At 60.9% G+C, this 16,319-nt stretch carries 15 protein-coding genes; 5 read left to right on the forward strand and 10 right to left on the reverse strand.

Annotated features, from left to right (window positions below; all coding sequences use genetic code 11):
• Positions 1-13 precede the first annotated feature (13 nt).
• The 3 genes from DFR46_RS13430 (at position 14) to DFR46_RS13440 (ending at position 3,472) form a co-directional block, all read left to right on the forward strand.
• Positions 14-1,801 (forward strand): SLC13 family permease, encoded by a 1,788-nt coding sequence (locus tag DFR46_RS13430; RefSeq protein WP_245953861.1) that lies wholly within the window; start codon positions 14-16, stop codon positions 1,799-1,801.
• 67 nt (positions 1,802-1,868) lie between these two features.
• The gene (locus DFR46_RS13435) at positions 1,869-3,104 is read left to right on the forward strand and encodes a dicarboxylate/amino acid:cation symporter (protein WP_116236900.1); all 1,236 of its coding nucleotides are present in this window, start codon (positions 1,869-1,871) and stop codon (positions 3,102-3,104) included.
• 116 nt (positions 3,105-3,220) lie between these two features.
• Positions 3,221-3,472 (forward strand): hypothetical protein, encoded by a 252-nt coding sequence (locus tag DFR46_RS13440; protein WP_116236901.1) that lies wholly within the window; start codon positions 3,221-3,223, stop codon positions 3,470-3,472.
• A gap of 52 nt (positions 3,473-3,524) precedes the next feature.
• Here the strand turns inward: DFR46_RS13440 and DFR46_RS13445 are convergent, their stop codons facing one another.
• From DFR46_RS13445 to DFR46_RS13475, 7 genes are all read right to left on the reverse strand, one after another.
• Entirely contained in the window at positions 3,525-4,268 is a 744-nt protein-coding gene (locus tag DFR46_RS13445; RefSeq protein ID WP_116236902.1) for a class I SAM-dependent methyltransferase, read from the reverse strand.
• 9 nt (positions 4,269-4,277) lie between these two features.
• Positions 4,278-5,309, reverse strand: a complete 1,032-nt coding sequence (locus DFR46_RS13450; protein WP_116236903.1) for an SO2930 family diheme c-type cytochrome — start codon at positions 5,307-5,309, stop codon at positions 4,278-4,280.
• The gene (locus tag DFR46_RS13455; protein WP_116236904.1) at positions 5,306-6,496 is read right to left on the reverse strand and encodes a parallel beta-helix domain-containing protein; all 1,191 of its coding nucleotides are present in this window, start codon (positions 6,494-6,496) and stop codon (positions 5,306-5,308) included. The genes DFR46_RS13450 and DFR46_RS13455 overlap by 4 nt, the downstream gene beginning before the upstream one ends.
• A 53-nt stretch (positions 6,497-6,549) precedes the next feature.
• On the reverse strand, positions 6,550-7,836 hold the full coding sequence (locus DFR46_RS13460; protein WP_116236905.1) for an adenylosuccinate synthase: 1,287 nt from the start codon (positions 7,834-7,836) through the stop codon (positions 6,550-6,552).
• 97 nt (positions 7,837-7,933) lie between these two features.
• Complete coding sequence (locus DFR46_RS13465) at positions 7,934-9,052, reverse strand: ATP phosphoribosyltransferase regulatory subunit (RefSeq protein ID WP_116236906.1); 1,119 nt, start codon at positions 9,050-9,052, stop codon at positions 7,934-7,936.
• A gap of 29 nt (positions 9,053-9,081) precedes the next feature.
• Positions 9,082-10,659: a phosphoglycerate dehydrogenase gene (serA, locus tag DFR46_RS13470; protein ID WP_116236907.1), complete on the reverse strand. Its 1,578-nt coding sequence runs from the start codon at positions 10,657-10,659 to the stop codon at positions 9,082-9,084.
• Positions 10,660-10,761: 102 nt separating this feature from the next.
• The gene (locus DFR46_RS13475) at positions 10,762-11,922 is read right to left on the reverse strand and encodes a phosphoserine transaminase (protein WP_116236908.1); all 1,161 of its coding nucleotides are present in this window, start codon (positions 11,920-11,922) and stop codon (positions 10,762-10,764) included.
• 199 nt (positions 11,923-12,121) lie between these two features.
• On the opposite strand from DFR46_RS13475, the gene DFR46_RS13480 reads away from it, so the two are divergent.
• Complete coding sequence (locus DFR46_RS13480; protein ID WP_116236909.1) at positions 12,122-12,772, forward strand: extensin-like domain-containing protein; 651 nt, start codon at positions 12,122-12,124, stop codon at positions 12,770-12,772.
• Between the two features lie 12 nt (positions 12,773-12,784).
• Positions 12,785-13,684, forward strand: a complete 900-nt coding sequence (locus DFR46_RS13485) for an LOG family protein (protein WP_116236910.1) — start codon at positions 12,785-12,787, stop codon at positions 13,682-13,684.
• On the opposite strand, the gene DFR46_RS13490 is transcribed toward DFR46_RS13485, so the two are convergent.
• The 3 genes from DFR46_RS13490 to mutY form a co-directional block, all read right to left on the reverse strand.
• A complete protein-coding gene (locus DFR46_RS13490; RefSeq protein WP_116236911.1) occupies positions 13,681-14,316 on the reverse strand; it encodes a c-type cytochrome in 636 nt (211 codons plus the stop codon). The two genes, DFR46_RS13485 and DFR46_RS13490, sit on opposite strands and share 4 nt — an antisense overlap.
• Positions 14,317-14,391: 75 nt before the next feature.
• Positions 14,392-15,273 carry an NAD(+) diphosphatase gene (nudC, locus tag DFR46_RS13495; RefSeq protein ID WP_116236912.1) on the reverse strand — a complete coding sequence of 294 codons (882 nt, stop codon included), beginning with the start codon at positions 15,271-15,273 and terminating at the stop codon, positions 14,392-14,394.
• A complete protein-coding gene (gene mutY, locus DFR46_RS13500; RefSeq protein WP_116236913.1) occupies positions 15,270-16,316 on the reverse strand; it encodes an A/G-specific adenine glycosylase in 1,047 nt (348 codons plus the stop codon). The genes nudC and mutY overlap by 4 nt, the downstream gene beginning before the upstream one ends.
• Positions 16,317-16,319: the final 3 nt, after the last annotated feature.

Raw genomic sequence — 16,319 nt, forward strand, 5'->3', positions numbered from 1 at the left:
TGAGGGGTAAATTTTGGAAGCAATTCGACTCTTTATCGAGGTTAATCAGGCGGTTATCGGCCTCATCATTCTCGGTGTGATGTTTGTCGCCTTCCTGTTCGAACGATTTCCCGCAGCAGTTGTCGCGCTGTTTGGCGCCTGTACATTCCTGTTTCTCGGCATTCTCGATTCAGAAGGGCTGCTCTCGGTATTCTCCAATCCCGCTCCGATAACGATCGGGGCCATGTTCGTGCTTTCCGGTGCCTTGCTAAGGACCGGAACGATCGATGCACTGGCTTCCGGCATTGTCACGCGCGCGGCCAAGCGACCGAAACTGGCCCTGGTCGAGCTGCTGGCAGGCGCGTTCACAGCCTCGGCATTCATGAACAATACGCCGGTCGTGCTCGTGCTGACCCCGATCATGGCGCGCCTCGCCGAAGCGACGGGCATGTCGGTCAAGCGCCTGCTCATCCCATTGTCCTATATCTGTATTCTCGGCGGTACGATGACGCTGATCGGTACTTCGACCAACCTGATCGTCGATGCCGTCGCCCGCCAGGAAGGGCTCGAGCCCTTCGGCATATTCGAGATTACGCCCTATGGGCTGATGGCGGCCCTTGCCGGTGCCGTTACGCTGGCTATTTTCGGCCCACTCTTGTTGCCCAAAGGCGATCCGACTTCGCTCTATCGCAGCACCGAAGACACCGATTTTCTGACCGAGCTTATCGTGCTCGACGACAGCGATGTCATTGGCAAGAATTACGGCGAACTTTCCGCATTGCGGCCAAGCAGGCTCAAGGTACTGGCGATCAAGCGGGACGATCAGTTCATCCGGCAGGATATTGCCGAGGAAGTTGCGATGGCTGGTGATCATCTCATCATCCGAACGGACATGACCGAGCTGCTCTCGCTGCGCCGGACGCGCCAGTTCGAGATGGGGCTGGCCGGCAAGAACGGCCCCAGTGCGAACAGCGAGGCGCTTGTCGAGGCAACGATCGCGCCGACCCATCCCAGCCTCGGGCGGCGGCTCAGCGATATTCCGTTCCTCAGCCGGTTGCGGGTGCGAATCATCGGAATCACGCGCCACCGCCAGTTGCCCGGGCCCGACATGCCCAATGCCCGTATGCGCGCGGCCGATCATCTGCTCGTCACCGGTTCCGAAGATGCCATCCGGCGCATGTATGAAAATCCAAACCTGCTCGGCGTTGGGCAAACCCGCACCCGGGAATTCCGCCGGGATCGCGCGCCCGTCGCCATCCTTGCGCTGGCCGCCGTCGTGCTGCTGGCCGCTCTCAATATCGTTTCCCTCGCGGTGGCTGCAATTCTCGCTATGGGCGCAATCCTCGCCGCCCGGTGCATCGACGCGGAAGAGGCCTGGGGTTCGATCGACGGCAACGTCCTGATCCTAATCTTCGCCATGTTGGCCGTCGGCGTCGGGCTGGAACAGGCGGGAAGTGTATCCCTGATCGTAGCAGCGGCGGTTCCGGCGCTGGAGCTTATGCCGGCCTGGTCTCTCATATTCATCGTCTATGCGCTTTCGGTGATCCTGACCGAGATCGTCACGAACAACGCCGTCGCTGTCGTCGTCACGCCGATCGTTATCGGGCTCGCCGCGCAACTGGGCATCGATCCCCGGCCGCTCGTGATTGCCGTGATGTTCGCCGCTTCGGCCAGTTTTGCCACGCCCATAGGCTATCAGACCAACACGCTCGTCTATGCGGCCGGCAATTACCGTTTCGTCGATTTCATCAAGGCGGGCCTGCCACTGACGGCTGCGGTCGGCTTTACGACATGCCTTACCATCGCCTTTATGTTCGCCTGAGGGTGTTGCGGTGTGTGCGACCGCGCTCTAGCGTTGCGCAAATTTTTCGTCTCGGGGGGAGCGCCGCATGAAATTCTGGTTTGGGATTCCGCTTTGGCAGCGGGTTGTGGGCGCATTGATCCTTGGCGTTGTGACGGGCTTTCTCTGGGGTCCTGATGCCGAGAGCATAAAATGGATCGGCGATCTCTTCATTCGCGCGATCAAGATGCTCGTTGTGCCGCTGATTTTCTTCTCTCTGGTTTCGGGCGTCGCAGCGATCGGGGATCTGCGTAAACTGGGCAGCGTAGGCGGGCGCGCCCTGCTGCTGTTCATAGTCTCTGGCCAGATTGCCGCCTGGCTCGGCCTGTTGCTGGGCACCATAATCCAGCCCGGTGTCGGCGTCGATACCAGCACCATCGAGATGGGACCGGTTCCCGAACCCAATCCCACGGGTTTCCAGGACATGATCCTCTCTGTCGTGCCTGACAGCCCGGTTCAGGCGATGGCCGATGTCAATGTCCTGCCGCTGATCGTCTTTTCGATGCTGATCGGCATCGGCATCCTGATGGCCAAGAAAGACGGGGAACCGGCCCAGCGCATTTTCGATTCCGGGGCGATCGTCATGCAGAAGGTGACGATGATCGTTATGGAGATGACGCCGTTCGGGGTCTTTGCCCTGATGGCATGGGTCGCCGGCACTCTTGGTATGGATGCACTGGTCTCGCTCGCCAAGCTGGTGGCGCTCAATTATGCTGGTTGCCTGCTGATCATATTCGTCATGTATTCGGCGATGGTGAAGTTCCTTGCAAAAGTTCCCGTCAGGGACTTTTTCCGCGGGATCATCGATGCGATGGCTGTCAGCTATTCGACGGCCTCGTCCAACGCAACGCTACCGGTGACACTGCGCTGCACCCAGCGCAACCTGGGTGTTTCGCAGCCCGTGTCGAGCTTCGTCGTGTCGCTTGGCGCGACGATCAACATGAACGGTACTGCGATGTATCTGGGGCTGGCCACGCTGTTCGGCGCGCAGATATTCGGCGTCGACCTGACATGGGGCCAATATTTCCTGATCACCATTCTCGCCACGCTGGGCGCAATCGGTGCGGCAGGTATTCCTGGCGCTGGACTCATCATGATGGCGCTGGTTTTCGGCGCCGTGGGTGTGCCGCTGGAAACGATCGCCTTTGTCGCCGGCGTCGACCGGATCATGGACATGATGCGCACGACGACCAACGTATCGGGTGATGCGGCGGTGGCGACGACAGTGGCGGCCATGACGGGCGAACTGGATCGTGAGGAACTGATTTCGGCCGACGACGTCTAGCTGCAACTTCTCGTCGCATTTATACTGGACAATTGCGGGTTTCATTCCCATTTCGCGGGCCGCGCGATGCTCGGGCTGCACGCCAGGGCAAGCGCCCAAATATGGAGTGTCGCAAAATGAAGAAGCTAGTCTATACCATGCTGGTCGCATTGGTGGGCACCCCGCCCGCAATGGCTCAAAGCGATGGTGTTGCTGAAGAAACCGAACAGGCTGTCGAAGCACAGGCTGTTCCGGATTTTGATAAACCCGAAGAGGCCAGCGAACCGCGCCCGATGCTGAGCGAAGAAGAGGCTGCGGAAAATGACGCGGCAAAAGCCCGGCTGGAAGCCGCTGGCGAAGAAGTCGCACCGGGCGAAAAGCCGGAATAACCGGGCTTTACCTGAATGAGGACGGCAGGCCGGCAATCGGTCTGCCGTTTTTTTAGGCGCGGCGAACACCGATAACGGTGCCTTTGGTGCCGTCGCTGACCAGTTCGAAATCGAAATTCGGGAACATCTTCGCCCAGCGGCGGCGGACGATCCGTTCGCCGGGCCGGGCGCCGTCATCGAGCATGACCATGCCGCCGACGGAGATCTTGTCGAACAGGCTCGCGGCCGCGCCCCGGCCAAAGGGGTGAATGGTCCAGCAGGGGCCGTCGATAAGCATCAGATCGATATTGTCGGGCAGGGGGCCATGATCGTACCAAAGGCCGCGCCAGCGATCCGGCGACGGAACCAGGGACACGGAGCGCATATCGGTCGAAAGCCCGTGCTCGCCCAGCCAGCGCCGTGTCGCGATAACAAAATCCTCATGCTGGTCGAAGCTGATCAGCCGACCCGACCCGTTTATCTGCAGGGCTCGCGCGGCAATCAGCGTGGACGCGCCCGCGCCGAATTCGACGACAAGCTGAGGTTTTGCGTCAAGGATGCGATCGGCGATCTTGTGGAGCAGACTGGTATCGGCTTTCCAGCTGCCGAGGTTCGGTAGGGCATCCAGCGGCAGGCCCAGCCTGTCGAGCAGCCGCTTTTTCTCCGCCTTGCTCCCGCCGCGCAGCGATCTGAGAAGCCAGGGCCACTGGACGGCTCCAATGCCGAGAAGGGCGGCCCAATCCTGCCATTCGCGCTCGAAATGCGCTTCGTCCGCATGGGCGCGGGGCAGCAACTGGGTCGATTCACGCGATGTCATGCAGTCGGCCTACCCCTGATCGTCCAGCGCAGCGATATAGCGGCGGATAAGCGCGATGCCTTCCTCATGCAACAATTCACGGCCCAGTTCGGGCATGGCGATTCCGGGATCGCTGGCCTGCATCCGAAAGAGCAGGATGGAACGTTCCGGATGGCCGGGCTCGATATCGAAATCGAAACCGCCGCTGCCGCGGCCCGCGGCAACGGGCCGTTTCAATAAGCCGCGCGTGACAGGATTGCTCTCCTCATAGGTAAGGAAGAGGCCCGAATTGCTCGCGCTGCCCGCGGCGTTGTGACAATGGGCGCAATTGACATCGAGATAGGCATTGGCGCGCTCGACAAGCGTTCCATCGCTTTCATCATCCCAGCGCGGCACACGCGGTGCGTTGTCGGGTGCGTGATCGAGGATGCTCCAGTCCACCCATTCAGCGAGGCGGCGGCCATTGTTGAGATTGCGCGCGCTCGGCCCGATCAGGGCGATCTCGCCATCCCGCGCATGACAGGTCTTGCACTGGTTCTGATTGGGGACGCGGTAGCTGATCTCCTGCCTTTCCCCGTCCGCATCTATCCAGTTGGCGGGCAGGCGGCGCCCGGCGCGCGCCAGGACAGCGTCCGTGCCATCTTCGTTCCAGATATAGGGAAGGGCGACCCAGCCATCTTCCCGACGCAGCAGGACACGCGTCTCGATCCAGCGGACAGGACTGTCCGGATCACGGAAATCGGCCGGATAGCCGAAGCTCTTGATCAGCGCCGATCCGACGGGAAATTCCAAAACGCCCGTTTCGGTGTAACGCGCCGTCTCGCCCTCGGGCACATAGACGAAGCGATTCTTGGCCGCATAGTCGGAAAAGAGCGGCGTATTGAGATCATAGCCGATCACGCGGTCATTGGGTGTGTGCCCTATGCCGTCAACGAAGAAACGGAATTCGGACAGAGAGCGCGGCAATGTGTCACCCATGATCAGGCCGGTCGCCACCGGTACCGGCGCGCTGGCGCTGACCAGCGCCAGCCACCCGAAAAGCGCGAGCAGGGCTCTGGTCATTGAACGGCGGCCAGCATGCTTTCTGGAAGCGTGACGGCTTCCGGGCTGGCGGCTGGTGTTTCGCTGGAAAGCTCGGCCATGGAAGGCTGCGCTTCCGTGAGCGACTGTCCGGCGGCGGTGAGGCCCAGCGTCAGGACAGGGACTTCGTCATTGACGACAATTCCCGTGCCAATACCGTCCCACAGGATCGGGGGAAGCGTACCGCCCACGGCGGCGGCCAGTTGTTCGCCGCCCTCGAAATCGGGCGCATAGCCAGCCCGTCCCTGAACATTGCCATGGACGACAACGTCGCGAATCGTGGGTTCGTAGTTCGGGTCGTCGAACGTCTCAGTGTAAGCGACGAGCATCACATTGCTGGAGCCATGCTCCTGGATCACATTCTCGAACACATGGACGTTGCGGTTGGCCATCACCATGACGCCGGTTCCGGCCGGTACGCCCGCGACGATATTGCCTTCGGGCGCGAAATTGGCGGTGTTGTTGTTCTCGATCATGTTGCGGAAAACACGGACGCTATGGCCGCCCATTTGCGGCAGGTTCGGCAGGTCGAACACGAGTACGCCCCCGGTATTTTCAGTGGCCATATTTTCATACACATCGGCGAAATAGCTATTTTCGATCTCGATACCGGCCACATTCTGGCGCACCATATTGTGGCGCACAACGATCTGCTGGGACTGGCCGACATAGATGCCGGCATCCGATGCCCCGATCACCTGGGAATTCTGAACCAGAACATGGGTCGATTCGACCGGGTAGATGCCATAGGCGCCGTTGCTTGGATCGGGCCCGTTGGTCCATTCCACGCGCAGGCCGTGATACACGATCCGGTCCGCCTCTTTCGACTTTATCCCGTCGCCCCGGCTGTTCTCAACTGCGAAATCGCGCAGCACCACATCGTCGGATGTTACCATCAAGCCCTCGCCCGCGCCGACCTGATTCGTGAAATCGAGGATCGATTCGCCCGCTCCCGCGCCGCGGATCGTGACATTGTCGACGTCGAGCGAGAGGCCGTCGGTCAGCTCGAACCGGCCCGCGCCGATTTCGATCACATCGCCGGGCTCGGCCTCGATAAGCGCGCCCTGCAGTCGTTCCTGGGCATTCGGCCCGGCTTCTACGGTGTGGACGGCGGCAAAGGCGCTTGTCGACGCAAGCAACATAGCGGCCATGGCTGCGATGGATTTCATAGATCTGATCCTCTCTCTTTTTGAGATCAGTCTACTAACATCGCTGTCAGCGATCAATCGGCGAAGGGGTCGCGCACCAAGATCGTGTCTTCACGCTCCGGGCTCGTCGAGACGAGAGCCACGGGACAGCCGATCAACTCTTCGACCCGGCGCACATATTTGATGGCCTGGGCGGGAAGTTCGTTCCATGTCCGTGCGCCCGCCGTCGACTCGCTCCAGCCCTCGATCGTCTCGTAAACCGGTTCGACCGACGCCTGGTCCTTGGGATGGGGCGGTAGATAGTCATATGTTTCGCCGTTCAGTCGATAGCCGGTGCAGATCTTCAGTTCCTCGAACCCGTCGAGCACGTCGAGCTTGGTGAGCGCTATCCCGGTCACACCCGAAACGGCGGCAGATTGGCGTACCAGCACTGCGTCGAACCAGCCGCAACGACGCTGCCTGCCGGTGACGGTTCCGAATTCATGGCCACGCTCGCCCAGTTTCTGGCCGTTGGCGTCGTCGAGTTCGGTCGGGAAGGGGCCGGCGCCTACACGGGTCGTATAGGCCTTGACGATGCCGAGGATGAAGCCGGTCGTTTGCGGCCCGACGCCCGAACCGCCGGCGGCTGTGCCGGCAATCGTGTTCGAGGATGTGACGAACGGATAGGTACCATGATCTACATCGAGCAGCATGCCCTGTGCTCCCTCGAACAGGATTCTGTCGCCGCGCTGGCGGATATCGTTGAGTTCGCGCCATACCGGTTTGGCGAAGGGCAGGATTGTCGGGGCGATATCTTCCAAATCGCGCTTGAGCCGATCCCGGTCGATCGGTGTTTCGCCAAACCCTGCACGCACCGCGTCATGATGGGCGCACAGCCGGTCGATCTGCGGGTCGAGATCGCCGAGATGGGCGAGGTCGCACACCCGGATGGCGCGGCGGCCCACCTTGTCTTCATAGGCAGGGCCGATGCCGCGCCGGGTCGTGCCGATCTTGAAATCGCTGGCATCTTCGCGCAGCCCGTCAAGATCGCGATGGAAAGGCAAGATCAGCGGGCAGGTTTCGGCGATGTGCAGATTGTCCGGCGTGATTGTCAGCCCCTGGCCGCGCAGCTTCGCCAGTTCTTCGCGAAGATGCCAGGGGTCAAGGACTACGCCATTGCCGATGATCGAGAGCGTGCCGCGCACGATGCCCGACGGCAGCAGGGAGAGCTTGTACACCTCGTTGCCGACGACGAGCGTATGACCGGCATTGTGACCGCCCTGATAGCGGACGACGACATCGGCTCGGGATGACAGCCAGTCGACGATCTTTCCCTTGCCCTCATCACCCCATTGGGCGCCGATAACGGTTACATTGGCCATGCGGATTTGCTTTCGCTTGCTGGTTACGCCCTGCTCCTAATTGTCCTGAGCGGGCACGTCCACGCCCCTGTTCAACAGGTGCTGGACAGGTCTGGGTTTATAGTGGCTCCGGTTCGCCGTTTATCAGCTGATGGGTGCAGTCCAGCCCATCGGCTGTGTCCGCATCGGTGAGCGCGGCAACGGTGCGCCAGCCTTCGGAACGCAGTCGGTCGGCAAGGTCGGATTCGGTTCCCAGCGGCACGAACAGGCGCTTTTTTTCTTTCCAGCCAAGTCCGGCATCGATCAGCGGATCGAGATAGAGTGAAAAGCCCATCGCGACTTCCTCCGCGCCATCGGCGTGGCAGATAGTGTAGCTGCCGCCCCGACCGAGCTCGCCGGCCATATCGGCGCCGAACAGGGAAAAACCCAGCCAGCTCTGATATTCGAAACCGTGGCGTTCCGTCGGATCGAGGGTGATCGTGGCGCGGCCTTGCAGCGCGTCGGCGATCCCGGCGATCCCGTCCAGACGGGACTGGAGGGCGCCGCCGGCATCGATGGCGCGCATCCGCTCCATCGCCATATCCAGCGGCCCGGCGGCATGGACAAGGGGCAGATACGCATCCGCGCCCAGGGCCGCGATTGCGCCGGCATCCTTCTCGTCAAGCTCGGCACGTACCGAATCGACGAGACCGGGGTCGAGCGGAAAGGGGCCTGCGGCCAGTGTGGGCACAAGATCGGGCAGGGTCAGGTCGATCGTGATATCCGTGACGCCGGCCGCTTCGAGCGCGTCCACGGCCATGGACAGGATCTCGCTCGCCGCCGCCACGCTGTCGCTGCCGACCAGTTCGGCGCCGGCCTGAAGCAACTGGCGCTCGGGGCGCAACTGGGTCGCGCGCAGTTTCAGCACCTCGCCGCCATAGGCGAGCCTGAGAGGCCGGGTCCGCCCAGCCATTCTGGTTGCGGCGATCCGCCCGACCTGCGCCGTTATGTCGGGCCGCAGGGCCAGCGTCCGGCGCGAGACCGGATCGATGATCCGGAGCAGGTCCTGAGCGCCGTCCGATTTCAGCTGGCCTACCAGCCCTTCCTCGAATTCGGCAAGCGGGGGCGACACCCGTTCATAGCCATAGGACGCCACGCTATCCATAATCGAACGCAACAGGCGCGCGGCGGCCTCCGCCTCTGGCGGAAGCCGGTCGCGCAATCCTTCGGGAAGGAGGCCGGGCGGTATCTTGCTCATGGCCGTTTCATACTCGCTTTCTTGCCTGTCTAGAAGCTCAGCGTCTTGACGGTCTTCACGCCTTCAAGATTGCATACCTCCAACAAGATCGGTTCATCGACGTGCTGGTCCACCGACAGCAGGAGCACGGCATCCCCGCCACCGTCGCGGCGACCGAGATGGAAGTTGCCGATATTGACACCTGCTGCACCCAGAGTCGTGCCGATCCTGCCGATAAAGCCGGGCGCATCTTCGTTGACGACGTACAGCATGTCGCCATCGAGATCGGCCTCGATCTTGATTCCGAACAGCTCGACCAAACGAGGCGCGTCTTCACCGAACAATGTTCCGGCTACCGACTTTTCGCCTTCGTCCGTCATCACGGCGACACGGATCAGCGTGTGATAGACGCCTTCGCGTTCATGCCGAATTTCGCGAACATCGAGCCCGCGTTCCTTCGCCAGATACGGCGCGTTGACCATGTTCACGGAATCGGAATAGGCCCCCATGAAACCGGCCAGCACCGCGCCGGTAATCGGTTTCTGGTTCAGTTCAGCGGCCGCGCCTTCGACCTCGATCGAAATGCCCTTTACCGCGTCATGCGCCAGTTGCCCGACCAGCGAGCCGAGTTTCTTGGCAAGCGCCATATAGGGCTTGAGCTTCGGCGCTTCCTCAGCCGTTAGCGACGGCATGTTGAGGGCATTGGTCACGCCGCCGTCGAGCAGGAAATCGGCCATCTGTTCGGCCACCTGGATCGCAACATTGACCTGGGCCTCGCTTGTCGATGCACCCAGATGCGGGGTTGAGATCAGACCAGGCGTACCGAACAGCGCATTTTCTTTGGCTGGCTCCTCGGCAAACACGTCGAGCGCCGCTCCGGCTACATGGCCGGATTCGAGCGCGTCTTTCAGTGCCTCTTCGTCGATCAGGCCGCCGCGCGCGCAATTGATGATGCGCACGCCCTTTTTCGTTTTGGCCAGCGCCTCGCGCGATACGATGCCCCGCGTCTGGTCGGTGAGCGGCGTGTGCAGCGTGAGGAAATCCGAACGTTCGAACAATTCGTCGAGCGTAACCTTTTCAATGCCGAGTTCGACTGCCCGCTCTTCGGTCAGGAAGGGGTCATAGGCGATGACCTTCATCTTCAGGCCGTGCGCGCGATCGGCAACGATTGAGCCGATATTGCCAGCGCCGATAAGGCCCAGCGTCTTGTGAGTCAGTTCAACGCCCATGAATTTGGACTTTTCCCATTTGCCGGCCTGGGTTGATGCATCGGCTTCGGGCAGCTGGCGGGCGAGAGCGAACATCATCGCAATGGCGTGTTCGGCGGTCGTGATCGAGTTGCCGAACGGCGTGTTCATCACGACAACGCCTTTTGCCGAGGCGGCGGGGATGTCGATATTGTCGACGCCGATCCCGGCCCGTCCGACCACTTTCAGGTTCGTAGCGGATTCGAGGATCTTCGGCGTGAGCTTGGTCGAGGAACGGACGGCCAGGCCATCATATTTGCCGATGATCTCGGCCAGTTCTTCCTTGGAAAGACCGATGATTTCATCGACTTCTACGCCGCGCGCACGGAAAATCTCGGCGGCTTTTGGGTCCATTTTATCAGAAATAAGCACTTTAGGCATGATAGTGTCTCCAACTGTATTCCTGCGCGGGCAGGAATCCAGGGCCGCAAGGTCATCGATCGGCTGCCCTGGTCTCCTGACTGCGCAGGAGCACGGATTGTCTTAGGAATGAGAGGCTTTGACTTCGGCATAGGCCCATTCGATCCAGGGCAGAAGCGCGGCGACATCGTCGGTTTCGACTGTCGATCCGCACCAGATGCGCAAGGAAGGAGGGGCATCGCGATAGCCATTGAAATCATATCCGACATGGCGCTCTTCGAGCATCGATACGATTTTCTTCGGCACGCCAGCCTGGTCCTCGGGCGAGAGGCTGTCATACCATTCACCCTGAAACACCATGCAGACACCGGTATTGGTGCGTTTGGCTGGATCCGAAACCATGTTCCGCATCCAGGGCGTGGCATCGATCCATTCCTGGACAACGGCAGCGTTGCGATCCGCACGCGCCTGGAGTTCGGTCATTCCGCCGATCGATTTCGCCCATTCCAGCGCCGCGATATAATCTTCTGTCGCCAGCATGGACGGCGTGTTGATCGTCGCGCCTTCGAAGATGGCCCGATTGATCTTGCCGTTCTTCTTGACACGAAAGATTTTGGGAAGCGGCCATTCCGGGTCGTAATTTTCGATCCGGTCAACGGCGCGTGGGCTGAGAATCAGCATGCCGTGCGCGGCTTCAGAACCCATAACCTTCTGCCAGCTATAGGTTGTTGCATCGAGCTTCGACCAATCCATCTCCTGCGCGAAAATGGCGGAGGTCGCGTCGTTGATGGTCACACCTTCGCGGTCGTCGGCGATCCAGTCTGCGTCGGGAATGCGGGCACCCGAGGTCGTTCCGTTCCAGGTGAAGACGATATCGTCGCCCTTGTCGATTGAGGAGAGATCGGGAATCTCGCCATAATCGGCCTCAAGTACGGTCAGGTTGCTCGGCTTGAGTTGCTTGACGGCATCCTGGATCCAGACATTGCCGAAGCTTTCCCAGGCGGCAACAGTTGCCGGGCGCGCACCGAGCATGTTCCACATGGCGAGCTCGACGGCTCCGGTATCGGAGGCCGGCACGATGCCGATCAGATAATCGTCTGGAATGCCCAGAATTTCGCGGCTCAGGTCGATCGCATATTTGAGGCGTCCCTTCCCGAGTGCTGAACGATGCGAACGGCCGAGCGATTCCGTGCTCAACTTGTCGAGCGACCAGCCAGGAAATTTGGATGTGGGTCCGGAAGAAAAAAACGGGCGGCCCGGACGGACCGTAGGTTCAGTAGACATATCGTCTCTCCTCACAGAGAGTTAGCGCTGCGTTGGGGCAGCGTGGCCCGGCGCCGCAATGCGTATTGCAGCGCAGCATGTCAATATCGAAGATGAAATTGCCCGGGATGTTGATCGCATCCGATTGGCGGATGGATTCGCGCGGCAAGGCGAAGCGGCGTTAACCCCGCGATAACCATAAGAGGATAAAAATACGGCCATGCGCCAGCTTCATATCCTCTTGCCCGTTGCCTTGCTGCTTTCCGCCTGTGGCATGATTGATGGCAACACAGACGGGCCTCAACCGTCCCGTACGACTGAGCGGCTTCCGGCGGCCACCGGAGAAACCCGGCAATGCCTTGCCAACCTTTCGAGCCGGGGCGTCGAATATCGCCGCCTTCCGGATCGCAATTTCGCCAATGGCTGCCGCGCAATTGGCGCGGTTCAGCTGGTGCAGGTCGGCACGCCGACACGCAATCTCGGGGCGATGACCTGTCCACTCGCAGACCGCTATGCCCGCTGGACGAGGGAGGTTTTGCAGCCAGCGGCCGAACGGCATTTCGGCGAGCAGGTATCGCTGGTCGAGACGTTCGGCACTTATGGCTGCCGCAATATTTCGGGAACCGGGCGGCTATCGGAACATGGTAAGGCGAACGCCATCGATATCTCCGCTTTCAACCTGTCAGGCGGCCGGCGAATTACCGTGCTTAACGGATGGAACAACAGCGACAGCCGCGAGCGACGCTTCCTGCGCGATCTTCATCGCGGGGCCTGCGAAAGGTTTGAAATTGTGCTCGGTCCAGATGCCAATGCCGACCATCGGAACCATTTTCACTTCGATATGGGTAGCCGCGGGCCATATTGCCGCTAATAGGGTGGGGTTATGAACGATCCCCATATTCCCGATGAAATTTTCTATTCCTCCGGCGAGGACGCGGCCTATGCGCGTCAGGTCGTCTCGACGCCGCAGACCGAGCACCCGGCATACACTCTGGCCTTTCAGGACACGGATTTCCTCCTGCGGGAGGATCTACGTCCAATCCGGTTCCAGCTTGAACTGTTGAAGCCCAAGCTGTTGCTCGACGAGGCGAATATCGGGTCGACGCTTGTGATGTACGGCTCGGCGCGCATTCACGAACAGGCCAAGGCCGATGCCGCCTATGCCGCCGCCCCCGAAGGCGCGCAGAAGCGCATTGCCAAACGGCTGCAGGACAAAGCGAAATATTACGAAGAGGCACGCAAGCTGGCCCAAGCGGCAAGCCAATGCGATTGCGACGAAGACGGCAAGCGCCAGTTCGTGGTATGCTCGGGCGGTGGGCCGGCCATTATGGAGGCGGCGAATCGCGGGGCGACTGAAGTGGGAGCCGAATCCATCGGCCTCAATATCGTGTTGCCTCATGAACAGGCGCCCAATGAATATGTGACGCCGTCGCTAAGCTTCCAGTTTCACTATTTTGCGCTGCGCAAGATGCATTTTCTTATCCGTGCCCGCGCCGTTGCCGTGTTCCCTGGCGGGTTCGGAACGTTCGATGAGATGTTCGAACTGCTGACGCTGGTGCAGACGGGTAAAATGAAAGCCCTGCCGATCCTGCTGTTCGGCAAGGATTTCTGGACGCGGGTGATCGATTTCAAGGCGCTGGCCGAAGAAGGTACAATATCGCCGGACGACCTCAAGATCATGCGCTTCGTGGAAACGGCCGATGAAGCCTGGCAGATGATTACGGAATTCTACCAGGAACCGATCGGCTGGAAGTGCGAGCCGACGAAAGTCGAACTGGACTAGGCTTCCGGCTCGGCCTCTGCGGCATCGCCGCCTTCAATATCCGCTTCAGTTTCGGGATCGGCAGCTTCTTCGGCTTCCATCGCTTCATCTTCAGCTTCGGGTTCGTCCGCAGCCGGCGGTTCAGGCAAAGGCAGGTTGGAACCCTGAGCATTAAGGTACAGGATGACAGCAGCGCGATCGAGCGGATCGGACAGACCGGCGAAGCTCATCGTCGTTCCCTGCGCATATGCCGAAGGCCGGGCGAGCCAAGCGCTCAGATCGTCAAACGTCCACGCACCGGACATTTCGCTCAGTGCTGAGGAATAGCCGAAATCTGCGCGATGCGCGTGCTGGGCGCCGACAACGCCATAGAGATTGGGGCCAATGCCGTTGGCTCCGCCCTCATTGACCGTGTGGCAACTCGCGCAGCGGCGGAATACGGCTTCGCCTTGTTCGACGGTCACCTGCGGGAACGCTGCAGCCATTGTGAGTTCGGCTTCTTCCTCACCGCCATTCTCGACCACGCCTTCTACGACATAGCCCATCGTCTCAGGGCGTTCCGCGTGAAAAACTTCGCCAACGACGATCGATGTGCCCAGGGCAACGATGCCGCCCGCCAAAGACCAGCCTGCAATGGTGTTGAACTGACTCATTCTGTTTGATTCCCGTCTGTCCGGATTGCTTGCGCGGTGCTTTAAAGAGCGGATTGCATTATCGCAAGCAGGCAATCATTTCCCGTCTACCCATGCGCGCAACAAGGTATGGGCGATCGCGAAATGGGGCGGCGCGATAAAGGCGGCATCCACCGCGCCGTCATACGCCCCCTGAACCTCGGCCCGGGTCACCCATTTGGCCGCTTCCAGTTCCTCGGTATCCAGCGTTAGCGCATCATCCTCAACCGGTGCGATGCAGGCCATCATCATGGTGTTGGGAAAAGGCCAGGGCTGGCTGGTCAGATAGCGGACGGATGTGGCCCGGACGCCGGCTTCCTCGAAAAGTTCTCTGGTTACCGCGCCTTCCAGCGATTCTCCTGGTTCGACGAACCCGGCCAGTGCCGAATAGCGATCGGGCGGGAACAGGGGCTGGCGGCCGATCAGCGCCTTGTCCTCAAAGGTGGCGAGCATGATGACCACCGGATCGACGCGGGGGAAATGCTCGGCATTGCATTCCGGGCATTTCCTGCCCCAGCCGCCCTTGGAGAGGGCAGAGCGCGTGCCGCAACGGCTGCAGAAAAGATGGCCGCGATGCCATTCGATAAGGGAGCGCGCAGCGGCGTATGTCGACGCTTCTTCCGGCGGCATGATGTCCAGATGGCGCCATACCGCATAGGCCCGCTGACCCGCCGGCGGCTGGTTTTCGATCAGCGGTGCAAAGCAGGGAATCCCGTCGTCGAGCCCTAGAAACAGCAATTCCGCATCATCGGGGCGATCGGCCATCGAGCCCCAGACCAGAGTGCCGTCCGGGTTAATTTCGGGATCGAGATCGTTCAGCTTTAAAAGGCGCGCACGCAGATTGCCGCGCACTTCGTCGAGCAATTCATCTTTCACCCGGATCTGGTCCGCACGGTCGAGGCGCGAACCGGTCAGGCCGGGCCGAAAAGGCGTATTCACGGATCATTCTCCCTATAGGCCGCGACCAGGGTGACGGCTTTGGCGAACAAAGTCGGCAGTCCTGCCTCTTCGATCATGGCGATGGGCCACCATTCGCCTTCGGGGGCCTCATCCGTCAAGACATGTCCGCCCACGACATCGAGCTCGAGTGCGAAATGCGTGAAGACATGGCGGACTGTGCCGTAGCGGATCCAGTCGATATCCCCGGGAGTTTCTACGGGGTCGGCTGCGGGCTCCCGCCAGCCATGGCTGGGCAGGGCGCGCATACCGCCCAGCATTCCGCGTTCGGGATGACGAACCAGAAGCACCGCTTCGTCGCGCTCCAGCCAATAGGCCGTGCCGCGGCGGACGGGTTTGGTTTTCTTCGGCGCTTTGAACGGAAATTTTCCGGGATCTTCCGTTCGGGCCGCCCGGCACCGGTTTTGCAAGGGGCAGCGCGTGCAGTCCGGTGCGCGTGCGCTGCAGATTGTGGCGCCAAGATCCATCATTGCCTGGGCGAAATCGCCGGCATGGTCTTCCGGTGTCAGCAATTCGGCCATTTTCCGGATTTCGGGCCGGGCCCCGGGCAGCGGCGTTTCGATGGCGTAAAGGCGGGCGATCACCCGTTCGACATTCGCATCGACCACGGTAGCCGGTTCGCCAAAGCCGATCGCGGCGATCGCCGCGCCGGTATAGGCGCCAATCCCGGGCAGGGTCCGCAGCTCTGTTTCGGTGCTTGGGAACTGCCCTCCATGATCGGCGACGATCGCCCGCGCGCAAGCATGGAGATTTCGGGCCCGGGCATAATATCCAAGCCCCGCCCATGCCGCCATGATATCCTCACTGGCTGTTGCTGCGAGCGCTTCAACGGTCGGCCAGCGTTCGGTGAAGGTAGCGAAATAGGGTTTTGCCGCCGCGACGGTCGTCTGCTGCAACATGATTTCCGATAACCAGACGCGATAGGGATCGGGCGGCTTCTTTCCAGGCGGGGCCCGCCATGGCAGCGCGCGCGCATGGCTACGATACCATCGCAAAAGCCCGTCGCTGAGTGGTTTTTCAGCCATTCA

It is taken from the genome of Parasphingopyxis lamellibrachiae, from assembly GCF_003385775.1.
GTDB lineage: Bacteria > Pseudomonadota > Alphaproteobacteria > Sphingomonadales > Sphingomonadaceae > Parasphingopyxis > Parasphingopyxis lamellibrachiae.